A 10,392-nucleotide genomic window follows, 5' to 3' on the forward strand; every position below is an offset into this window, starting at 1 on the left:
AAAGGGATTATCTTTGCAGCCATGGTTGAAACTTATGCAATCTTAGGATTATTGGCTTCATTCTTAATTATCAATCAATTAGGTTAGGAGTTGGAACGTTTGAAAGATTTAGAGCAACTAAAACAACAAGTATTAAAAGAAGTCGAAGAAGATTTCTCACATCAATTGGCTGTTGCTACTAAAGAAGAAGAAGAACGTACAAATGTCATGAATGCAACTCTAGCAGAACAAGAAGTGGCAAAAAAAACTCAATTAAAACAACGTGCAAAACAACTTTGGGATAAAGAAAAACAATCTTTAGTCAATGCGAGTAAAAAAGAAATTTTACAAGAAAAAAGACGATTACTCGATAGCGTGTTTGATGAAGTTTACTCCTTAATGTCTGGATGGAGTGGCGTAACATTAGTACAGTTTATTCAATCGGCAGTAGCTCAATTACCTAAACAAGAAAAGATTACTTTAGTATTAGGGGAAGCGACAGCAAGTCAATTATCACAAGAAGATATTCATCAATTAACGAATGCTTCTGAAGTTGAAGTGGCCCAAACGACTTTAAAACAAAAAGTTGGCTTTGTTTTACAACAATCAGGAATTGAATACAACTATTTATTTGATGCATTATTAAAGGATTTAAAACAAGAATACTCACCAGAGTTAGCTAAAAAAGCTTTTGAAAGATAGGAGGGATTTCAATGAATGATTTAGCTTATTCAGGAATCAATACTACTGTTCGTATTTTGGAACAACAATTACTTTCAAAAGATGTCATGAATAGTTTATTAGCTTCAAAAGAGTTACAACAAGCTTTAGAAGTTTTACAAAAAACGACTTATGGTTTTCAAACGGATGAATTATTGCAAACGAAGCAATTTGATGCGGTATTAATGAAGCATTTAAAACAACAGTATGAGGAATTATATGAATTAACTCCTACACCTGAATTATTGGATATTTTTTCGATTCGTTATACGTATCATAATTTAAAAGTGTTATTAAAAGAAAAATTTGCTAAAAAAGATTTTTCACATTTATTAGTACCTATTGGTCGTTATTCATTAACAACATTAAAACAATTAGTAGAAACTAGAGATTCTCAAGATGTTCCTAGCGTTATGGTGACAGCTGTTCGTGAAGCTTATGAAGATTTTGAAAATTTTGAGCGATTAGAAACAGCGGATGTTTTTATGGATACGTATTATTTTAAACATTTAAGAATGTTAGAACGTCAATTGCAAGATGATAAAGTGACTGAATTTGTCAATTTAATGATTGATTTAGAAAATATTGCGACTTTAATTCGAGCAAGCGCTCAAAAACAATCAAGAAGTTTTTTACAAACGGTATTATCGAATGAAGGAACGGTATCGAAAACGCAATTAATCGATACATTCCAAGACTTGGGTTGGGCATCATTATTACAATTGTTTGATGGTGTTTCTTATAAAGAGGAATTAGAAAGCATTTTATCTCAAGAAAACATTTCTGTATTGAAATTAGAATTGTTGAAAGATGAATGTATTTATCGTTATTTAAAAGATGCGACATTTGATGCTTTTGGACCTTATCCATCCCTTGCCTATATTCATGCTAGTGAAATGGAAGTGAAAAATATTCGATTGATTTTAGTAGGAATTGATAATGGGTTTAGTGAAGAACAATTAAGAGAAAGGATGCGACCAGTTTATGGCTCATAAAATTGCAGTTGTTGGAGATAAAGACTCAGTCCTTCCTTTCAAAATTCTTGGTTTTGATGTGTTTCCTGCTCATGAAAGTTTAGAAGCAAGAGAAACGATTGATCGATTAGCAAGTGAAGAGTATGGAATTATTTATGTCACAGAAGCCATTGCTTCTGAAATTGCTGAAACAATTCGTCGCTATGATGCAGTTGTTTCACCAGCAATCATTTTAATTCCAAATCATAAAGGTTCATTATCCATTGGAAAATCAAGAATTCAAGAAAATGTGGAAAAGGCTGTAGGTCAAAACATTTTATAATTCGTAAAATTAGTAAAGAGGAGGTACTTCGGTGAAGAGCGGAAGAATCGTAAAAGTATCAGGACCATTAGTGACCGCTGAAGGTATGGAAGATGCAAATATTCAAGATATTTGTCATGTAGGTCACCTTGGACTGATTGGTGAAATTATTGAGATGCGTAAAGGCGTTGCCTCTATTCAAGTTTATGAAGAAACGTCTGGAATTGGACCAGGAGAACCAGTAACAACAACAGGAGAAGCACTTTCTGTTGAATTAGCTCCCGGAATCATCTCTCAAATGTTTGATGGAATTCAACGTCCATTGAACACATTTAAAGAAGTATCTAACAGTGACTTTTTAGTTCGTGGAACAGTAGTAGCCCCATTAGATCGTCAAAAAGAATGGGAGTTTCACGCAACAGTAGCAGTTGGACAAACTGTTGAAGCTGGAGATATTGTAGGGTATGTACAAGAAACAAAAGTTGTTCAACATAAAATTATGGTTCCTTACGGAGTAAAAGGAACATTAACAAGTATTTCAAGTGGAACGTATCGTATTGAAGATACGGTTTATACGATTGAAACAGAAGAAGGAGAAAAATCTTTCAATCTGATTCAACGTTGGCCAGTTCGTCAAGGACGTCCATTTAAAGTGAAGAAAAATACGGAAGTTCCAATGTTAACAGGACAACGTGTTATTGATACTTTCTTCCCTGTAACAAAAGGGGGAGCTGCAGCTGTACCTGGACCATTCGGAGCTGGTAAAACAGTTGTTCAACACCAAATTGCAAAATGGTCTGACGTAGATATCGTAGTTTATGTAGGCTGTGGTGAACGTGGAAATGAGATGACAGACGTATTAAATGAGTTCCCAGAATTGATTGATCCAACAACTGGCGAATCAATTATGGAAAGAACAATTTTAATTGCGAATACATCAAACATGCCTGTAGCAGCTCGTGAAGCTTCTATTTATACAGGGATTACAATTGCAGAGTATTTCCGTGATATGGGATACAGTGTTGCGATTATGGCGGATTCAACTTCACGTTGGGCAGAAGCATTACGTGAAATGTCAGGACGTTTAGAAGAAATGCCTGGGGATGAAGGATATCCTGCTTACTTAGGTAGCCGTATTGCAGAATATTATGAACGTGCTGGACGTGTCGTTACTTTAGGTAGCGAAGGCCGTGAAGGTACTATTACTGCTATCGGAGCAGTATCACCTCCAGGGGGAGATACTTCAGAGCCTGTTACTCAAAATACATTACGTGTTGCTAAAGTATTCTGGGGATTAGATGCAACATTGGCGCAAAAACGTCACTTCCCATCTATGAACTGGTTAACTTCTTATTCTTTATACAATCAAGAAGTTGGAAAATATATGGATGAACACATTCATGAAAATTGGTCATCTATGGTTCAACATGCGATGCAAACATTGCAAGAAGAAGCAAGCTTAGAAGAAATTGTACGTTTAGTTGGTTTAGAGTCATTGTCTGAAAAAGACCGTTTAACAATGACAATTGCGAAATCAATTCGTGAAGATTACTTACAACAAAATGCATTTGACGATGTGGATACATTCACTTCTCGTGAAAAACAATACCGTATGTTAGATTTAATTTTAACATTTGAAGAACAAGCAAGACATGCGATGAGCGTCGGAGCTTATTATGCAGAAATTATGGATGGAACAGAAGAAATTCGTGACCGTATTGCTCGTTCAAAATATATTCCAGAAAGTCAAATGGAACAATTTACAGCAATTAAAGAACAAATTCAAGAAGATGTTAAAGCAACTATTCAAAAAGGAGGAATGACAAATGCTTAAAGAATATCGTACGATTAGTGAAGTTGTCGGCCCTCTAATGATGGTTGAACAAGTAGAAGGCGTTAAATTTGATGAGTTAGTAGAAATCCAATTACAAAATGGAGAAACTCGTCATGGACAAGTACTAGAAGTTCATGAAGATAAAGCGATGGTGCAAATTTTCGAAGGACCTAGCGGCATTAACATTCGTGATTCCAAAGTACGTTTTAAAGGGAAATCTTTATCCTTAAATGTATCAGAAGATATGGTGGGACGTATTTTTGATGGAATGGGAAATGTGATTGATGGTGGTCCTGAATTATTACCGGAAGCATCATTAGATGTGAATGGACAAGCGATTAATCCAGTTTCTCGTGACTATCCGGATGAATTTATTCAAACAGGGATTTCAGCAATCGACCATTTAAATACATTAGTTCGTGGACAAAAATTACCAGTATTCTCTGGTTCAGGTTTACCTCATAAAGAATTAGCAGCTCAAATTGCTCGTCAAGCAACGGTGTTAAATAGCGATGAAAAATTTGCGGTAGTATTTGCTGCGATGGGGATTACCTTTGACGAAGCAGAATACTTTATGGAAGATTTCCGTAAAACAGGGGCGATTGATCGTTCAGTAATGTTTATTAACTTAGCGAATGACCCAGCGATTGAAAGAATTGCGACTCCTAAAATTGCCTTAACAACAGCTGAATATTTAGCGTATGAAAAAGACATGCACGTGTTAGTGATCATGACAGATATGACAAACTACTGTGAAGCATTGCGTGAAATTTCTGCAGCTCGTCGTGAGGTTCCAGGTCGTCGTGGATATCCAGGTTACTTATATACAAACTTATCGACATTATATGAACGTGCGGGACGTTTAGTAGGACGTAAAGGGTCTGTAACTCAAATTCCAATTTTATCAATGCCTGAAGATGATATTACACACCCAATTCCAGACTTAACAGGTTATATTACTGAAGGTCAAATTATTTTGGATCGTGCATTAGATAAACAAGGGATTCAACCTCCAATCAATGTATTGCCATCTCTTTCTCGTTTGAAAGATAAAGGTTCAGGTGAAGGGAAAACTCGTAAAGACCATGCTTCAACGATGAACCAATTATTTGCTGCCTATGCAACAGGAAAACAAGCAAAAGAATTAGCAGTCGTTTTAGGGGAATCTGCTTTATCAAAAACAGATAAATTATATGTTGAATTTACAGATCGATTCGAAAAAGAATACATCAGCCAAGGATTCCAAACGAATCGTACCATTCAAGAAACATTAGATTTAGGTTGGGAATTACTATCAATTTTACCTCGTACGGAATTAAAACGTATCAAGGATGAAATGCTTGATGAATTTTTACCTAAAGGGGAGTGATTCCTAAATGGTGAGATTAAATGTAAAACCAACAAGAATGGAATTGTCGAAATTAAAACAGAGATTAACCGTTTCTGTTCGTGGTCATAAATTATTAAAAGATAAGCAAGATGAATTAATGAGACAATTCATTGAGTTAATTCGTAAAAATAATGAATTACGTGATCAAGTTGAAAAACGTTTAACAGCAGGAATGAAAAGTTTTGTGTTAGCAAAAGCAACACTAGAAGAAGCTTTTATTGAAGAACTAGTAGCAATTCCGCCACAAAGTGTCACATTGAATTTACAAGAAAAAAATATTATGAGTGTTTCTGTTCCAGAAATGAATTTTACGGTAGTAGAACAAAATCAAGAGAGTGATTTTAAATATGGTTATTTAAACTCCAATAGTGAAATTGATCATTCAATTGAAGAAATTTCTGCAGTGTTACCTGATTTATTATCATTAACAGAAATTGAAAAAACTTGTCAGTTATTAGCTGATGAGATAGAGAAAACACGTCGAAGAGTAAATGCTTTAGAATATCGTATGATTCCTCAATTAGAAGAAACGATTTACTATATTGAAATGAAGTTAGAAGAACAAGAACGTGCAAGTATTACTCGTATTATGAAAGTAAAAGATATGGGTCAAAAATCATAATAAAGAAATATCAAAACGAGCATCTTGAAATAAAGATGCTCGTTTTTTTGTGCTGTTATTTATCTATTTCTCATGATGGTCAATAAAATACTTCAAGACATCTTCCCTTGTCTTTTCATCTAATTCATCTGGAGATACTTTATCAATATATTCTAAAATAATTGGAATCATTAACTGACATAGACGAGTAATCGAAAGTTGTGTTTTAGTATCTGAATAATGCATAGGATAGGTTTGATAGAAGTAAATGTTGAATGCTTTGTAACTCTCTAAAAGAGAATCAAAAGTTTGTGTATGGATAATAGCGGTAGAATATTTAGAAGGTAAAATAATTTCTAATGATTGATCAAAGTATAAGTGTAGCGAATCTCCGACTTTTTTCTTGTCGATACAATGATGGTAACCACACCAATGATGATGTTCTGAAAAAGTATAAATAGGAAAATAGAGAAAATCGTCAAAACAATAAGGAATTTTTTTGCGGATGGGAGAAACTCTTTTTGTAATTTCTTTGGAAAGAATATACGAAATAGGAGAGTTATCTTGTAATAATTGGAATAATTGAGAAGTTGTTTGACGTGTGATATACCACTGACCAGAACAGGTGACAATGATACTATTGCAGTCGGTTCGTGGATGATCGCTAATATCGTAAAGCAACACAACATCTCGAGTCATTTTAGGAACTTGATGTTGGATACAAGTTTCAAAAATACTTTCATCACAACTACGATTAAAATCTATGACTGTGTTTACCATATAAAACCCTCCTGAAAACGCTTTTTTATTTTATTATAAACTAAAATCCGTGAAAAATAAATTAAAAAGCGAATAAAATCACATTTTCTATGAAAAAAACAATTGTTTTAGGGAATAATGTTGAAAAACAAGGATTTAGTATTAAAAAATTCGAGAACAAATTTTGTTTGAAATCAGTATTTAGTATACAGTTTTAGTAACAAGATCTTGTAGAACAGGACAAAGGAGAGAGGAGTATGGAGTATTGGAAAATGTCAGCGGATTGGAGTGAAGAATATCTTCAAACATTCGAACCAGTATTACACTCAGTATTACGAGGATATCATGTATCCAATACAAATTCAGGATATCAAGACTTATTACAATTAGGACGAATCTTAATGTTAGAAACTTTTCAAAAATTAGGAGGAAATCCTCTAGAAGAACAACGGTATATTTACGCTGCATATATTAAACGAGGGTTTAGTTGGATTTGTTTGCGAGAATTTTCAAAAGAAAATCAGCAAAAGATGCGAGAATGTAGTGATGAAAACTTGGAATTTATGCTAGGGAAGGACACCAGTATTCAAGGGCAGTTGGAAATGAATGAACTCTTGGAAGGACTCTATAGTGTACTAACCCCAAGGCAGAAGAAAACATTGGAGCTGTTCTTAGAACAATCTGATTCTATTAAGGAATTAGCCAAGCTCGAAGGACGTTGTAAAAGTAAATATTACCGAGATCGACAAGCCATTCAAAAGAAATATCAACAATATATTCGAGGAGGAGAGTCAAATGGTGGAAAAAATCAATGAAACATTAATGGAAAATAGTGGACGATTAGTAGGAGTTGAATTTGTCGTGATTCATAATGATGCTGGATCGATGACGCCAGAGCAGTATATTGAATGGTTAAGATACCGTGAAAAATCATTAGGAATTGCACATTATTATTGTAATCGCAACACAATTGTTAGAGTAGTAGATACGTATAATATTGCCTATCATACTGGGGATTGGTGGAGTAATATTCGCTCGATTGGGTATGAAGTCTGTGAAAGTATGAAAGTCTCAGATGAGGAATTTCTAGAAAATGAAGACATTACTCTTATGCAAGCAACGGAAGATTTACTCTATTATGGACTACCGATAACAACAGATACGGTAAGACTTCATCATGAATTTGTCCCGACTTCATGCCCACATAGAAGTCTAGCATTACATGGAGGTACAACCGAAAGTGTTAAAAACTATTTCGTCATCCGAATGAACGAGTTGGCACAATTAGGAAGTACAGTAGAAGAAATGCTCGAAACAATTACTCAACCTAAAGTAGTTACTGAAGCAGTGGATGAGAACTTGCAAGAAACAGTCTCATCTGCAAATGAAGGAGATGCAGAACTTACCGATAATAATTCCACTACCTCAAATGAATCACTAGCTAAGGAAGTGATTCTAGGATTATGGGGAAATGGAGCAGAACGAAAACATCGCCTAGAAGAAGCAGGATATGACTATGATGCCATTCAAGAAATCGTCAATAAAAAATTAAACGAATAGGGGTAAAAATCATCGAGAAAATTCTTTATATAGTGTAGGAAGTCATGACACTACAAAAAACAACACAAACAGGAGGAAAAAGAAAATGGCAAAAGTATTTCAAAACGCAACATTAGAAGTATTTCATATGGATGAGGAAAAAGGAAAGGCAAAACGTATTAAAAGCTTACCAAACCTTGTCGAAACAGCTGACGAACAAGCAGTAAAAGAAATTGGAGAAGCATTAAAAACATTGATGAAAGATCCAGTGAGCTACGTAACAGTTGTAACACATTACCGTCACACAATTGCTTAATAAGAAAAGGAGTGAAAAACTATGACAACAACAAAAGAATTAACATTAGTCTTCAAAAACGCAGATGGAAAACATAAAAACTTGGTGATTGCAAACCCAGTAGAAAACTTGGATGAAGCAACGATTAAAGCAGCCATGCAAAAAATCGTCAATGCACATGCTTTTGAAAAAGCAGGCAAGAAAGAGTATGAAGGGATCGTATCTGCATCCTATGTGGATCGTACCGTAACAAAAGTATTCAAAACAGAACAATAGATTGAAATAGAACGAACGTAAGAAGTCGAAGGGGAAACTCTTCGACTTTTTGTGTTATAGTAAATTTAGAAAGAGAATTATAAAAAATAGCAAAGAAATTCTCGATAAATAATAGAAATTAATCAATATAACTCTAAAAAGAGGGAGCTAATTATAGCTAAAAATAATCAAAACTTAAAGTAAATTATGATAGTAATGAATAATCGAAATACAAAAAAATATGGCACATTTAACGGAATAAAAGTGAGGAATTACGGAATGGTATAAAGTGTTTTCTTGATTAGAAAAAATTCAAAACAAGCTGAAAGTAGACATTATAATAAATAAGTGTTTCTAAATAAAGGACAATATTTTTGTTATTAAGTATAAATGCAGATAGTATATTTGCGATGTATCCGGACATAATATAGAGATATATGAAGATTCACAATTATAGAGAGAAAGGGAAGAATCGATAAGAAGAAAACATAAGAAATTATTCAACTCTTGCACCAGAACCTCAAGAAAAAGTAGCTTATCAAGAATTACCAAACACAGATACAGGTAATGATTTCGCATTCTTTGGAGCAGCAGTAACTGCAATCCTTTCAGGATTAGGGCTAGCGACTTTAACAAAGGAAAAAGAAGACTAAGATAGGGAAATCTAACTCTCTATTGCAGTTGACGATACCCTCGAGGCATCGAGGGTGTTTTTATGTAGAAAATAGGATTAATGCTTGTTTAAATGTTAATTAGTGTAGAATATTTTTGCTTTGAAATATCGTGTACAATTTATACAAAAAAATTATAGATTTGTGAATGATATATAAAATATATTGTTAAAATGAATAAAACTTGAAAAAGTTATGTGAATTTGGTGTTATAATTAAACAAACAAAAAATAGTTTGTCAATGTAAAATTTTATATAAGGGGATATGTAATGGGGAAAAATAATTATCAAAAACCAATGAAGAGATTCCAGCGCTATGGAATTCGTAAGTTTTCACAGGGTGTAGCTAGTGTAATGATTGCTAGTGGAATGTTCTTTTTAGCAGGGGGGATGGTTTCAGCTAATGAAATCACTGCTCAAACAGATTCTAGAACTACAGAAGAAAGAGAGCAAAATCCTAAAAAAGTAGAGGAAAAAGCAACAGAAGCTTCTGTAGAAACTAAAAAACAAGAAATTACTTCTTTAGATAAAACTAAATTAGAAAATTATATTAAAGAAATTACTACAAATATCGAATCAGGAAAATATGATTCAAAAACAGAAGAATCTGTAGCAAACTTAAAAGCTGAAGTAGAAGCTGCAAAATCAGTTGTTGTAAATGCGAAAACACAAGAAGAATTAACAAAAGCTTACAACAAATTAGTAACAACAGCTGCTACTAAATTAGTTAGCAAAAAACAAGTGGAGAAAAAAGAAACTCCAGCAGTGGATACTACAAATGGACAAGCAACTGTAGGTAAAAAAGCAGATAATACAGAACCGGTATCAGCATCAAATTCAATTGCCAATACTGGGAAAAATGATGAACGTAATGGAAAAGAAATTGAAGCAAAAGGCTCTCAATTACGTTCTGCTGATGAAGGTTATACGAGTAATTCAACAGAGTTAAGAAAAGAAAACGGTGAATTTGCTACGGCTACAGGTAAATCATACAAAGTATTAGATGGTAACGATCAATTTAGAGTATACGTTCACGGATACCAATCTGAAAACACAGATGTAAAATCATCTAAT

Annotated in this window: 13 protein-coding genes; 12 read left to right on the forward strand and 1 reads right to left on the reverse strand. The window is 33.8% G+C overall.

The window, feature by feature from the left end:
* The first annotated feature begins 6 nt into the window (after positions 1 to 6).
* The 7 genes from RYL55_RS08480 to RYL55_RS07410 are packed head-to-tail and all read left to right on the forward strand — an operon-like array spanning position 7 to position 5,820.
* Positions 7 to 87, forward strand: a complete 81-nt coding sequence (locus RYL55_RS08480) for a hypothetical protein (protein WP_399545780.1) — start codon at positions 7 to 9, stop codon at positions 85 to 87.
* A 12-nt stretch (positions 88 to 99) separates the two neighbouring features.
* A complete protein-coding gene (locus RYL55_RS07385; protein WP_315008302.1) occupies positions 100 to 681 on the forward strand; it encodes a hypothetical protein in 582 nt (193 codons plus the stop codon).
* Positions 682 to 692: 11 nt separating this feature from the next.
* Positions 693 to 1,694, forward strand: a complete 1,002-nt coding sequence (locus RYL55_RS07390; protein WP_315008304.1) for a V-type ATPase subunit — start codon at positions 693 to 695, stop codon at positions 1,692 to 1,694.
* Positions 1,684 to 1,995: a V-type ATP synthase subunit F gene (locus RYL55_RS07395; RefSeq protein ID WP_006703585.1), complete on the forward strand. Its 312-nt coding sequence runs from the start codon at positions 1,684 to 1,686 to the stop codon at positions 1,993 to 1,995. The genes RYL55_RS07390 and RYL55_RS07395 overlap by 11 nt, the downstream gene beginning before the upstream one ends.
* A gap of 31 nt (positions 1,996 to 2,026) precedes the next feature.
* Complete coding sequence (locus RYL55_RS07400) at positions 2,027 to 3,808, forward strand: V-type ATP synthase subunit A (protein WP_315008306.1); 1,782 nt, start codon at positions 2,027 to 2,029, stop codon at positions 3,806 to 3,808.
* Positions 3,801 to 5,177 carry a V-type ATP synthase subunit B gene (locus RYL55_RS07405; protein WP_315008308.1) on the forward strand — a complete coding sequence of 459 codons (1,377 nt, stop codon included), beginning with the start codon at positions 3,801 to 3,803 and terminating at the stop codon, positions 5,175 to 5,177. Before RYL55_RS07400 ends, RYL55_RS07405 begins: the two co-directional genes overlap by 8 nt.
* A gap of 7 nt (positions 5,178 to 5,184) precedes the next feature.
* Positions 5,185 to 5,820, forward strand: a complete 636-nt coding sequence (locus tag RYL55_RS07410; protein WP_006703588.1) for a V-type ATP synthase subunit D — start codon at positions 5,185 to 5,187, stop codon at positions 5,818 to 5,820.
* A gap of 63 nt (positions 5,821 to 5,883) precedes the next feature.
* Here the strand turns inward: RYL55_RS07410 and RYL55_RS07415 are convergent, their stop codons facing one another.
* The gene (locus RYL55_RS07415; RefSeq protein ID WP_315008312.1) at positions 5,884 to 6,579 is read right to left on the reverse strand and encodes a hypothetical protein; all 696 of its coding nucleotides are present in this window, start codon (positions 6,577 to 6,579) and stop codon (positions 5,884 to 5,886) included.
* Between the two features lie 236 nt (positions 6,580 to 6,815).
* On the opposite strand from RYL55_RS07415, the gene RYL55_RS07420 reads away from it, so the two are divergent.
* The 5 genes from RYL55_RS07420 to RYL55_RS07440 all read left to right on the forward strand — a co-directional run.
* On the forward strand, positions 6,816 to 7,373 hold the full coding sequence (locus RYL55_RS07420) for a hypothetical protein (protein WP_315008314.1): 558 nt from the start codon (positions 6,816 to 6,818) through the stop codon (positions 7,371 to 7,373).
* Positions 7,354 to 8,118, forward strand: a complete 765-nt coding sequence (locus RYL55_RS07425; protein ID WP_315008316.1) for an N-acetylmuramoyl-L-alanine amidase — start codon at positions 7,354 to 7,356, stop codon at positions 8,116 to 8,118. Before RYL55_RS07420 ends, RYL55_RS07425 begins: the two co-directional genes overlap by 20 nt.
* A gap of 85 nt (positions 8,119 to 8,203) precedes the next feature.
* Positions 8,204 to 8,413, forward strand: a complete 210-nt coding sequence (locus tag RYL55_RS07430; RefSeq protein WP_315008318.1) for a hypothetical protein — start codon at positions 8,204 to 8,206, stop codon at positions 8,411 to 8,413.
* A 21-nt stretch (positions 8,414 to 8,434) separates the two neighbouring features.
* The gene (locus RYL55_RS07435) at positions 8,435 to 8,668 is read left to right on the forward strand and encodes a DUF2922 domain-containing protein (RefSeq protein ID WP_315008320.1); all 234 of its coding nucleotides are present in this window, start codon (positions 8,435 to 8,437) and stop codon (positions 8,666 to 8,668) included.
* Between the two features lie 920 nt (positions 8,669 to 9,588).
* Positions 9,589 to 10,392 (forward strand): YSIRK-type signal peptide-containing protein (locus tag RYL55_RS07440; RefSeq protein ID WP_315008322.1); only part of this gene is annotated, 804 nt, incomplete at its 3' end.

Origin of the sequence: uncultured Granulicatella sp. (assembly GCF_963515615.1) — a bacterium.
Taxonomy (GTDB): Bacteria; Bacillota; Bacilli; order Lactobacillales; family Aerococcaceae; genus Granulicatella.

Coding starts and splice junctions, on each gene's coding strand:
- RYL55_RS07390 (WP_315008304.1), top strand. CDS start 693: ATGAATGATTTAGCTTATTCAGGAATCAATACTACTGTTCGTATTTTG.
- RYL55_RS07395 (WP_006703585.1), top strand. CDS start 1,684: ATGGCTCATAAAATTGCAGTTGTTGGAGATAAAGACTCAGTCCTTCCT.
- RYL55_RS07405 (WP_315008308.1), top strand. CDS start 3,801: ATGCTTAAAGAATATCGTACGATTAGTGAAGTTGTCGGCCCTCTAATG.
- RYL55_RS07410 (WP_006703588.1), top strand. CDS start 5,185: ATGGTGAGATTAAATGTAAAACCAACAAGAATGGAATTGTCGAAATTA.
- RYL55_RS07415 (WP_315008312.1), bottom strand. CDS start 6,579: ATGGTAAACACAGTCATAGATTTTAATCGTAGTTGTGATGAAAGTATT.
- RYL55_RS07420 (WP_315008314.1), top strand. CDS start 6,816: ATGGAGTATTGGAAAATGTCAGCGGATTGGAGTGAAGAATATCTTCAA.
- RYL55_RS07425 (WP_315008316.1), top strand. CDS start 7,354: ATGGTGGAAAAAATCAATGAAACATTAATGGAAAATAGTGGACGATTA.
- RYL55_RS07430 (WP_315008318.1), top strand. CDS start 8,204: ATGGCAAAAGTATTTCAAAACGCAACATTAGAAGTATTTCATATGGAT.
- RYL55_RS07435 (WP_315008320.1), top strand. CDS start 8,435: ATGACAACAACAAAAGAATTAACATTAGTCTTCAAAAACGCAGATGGA.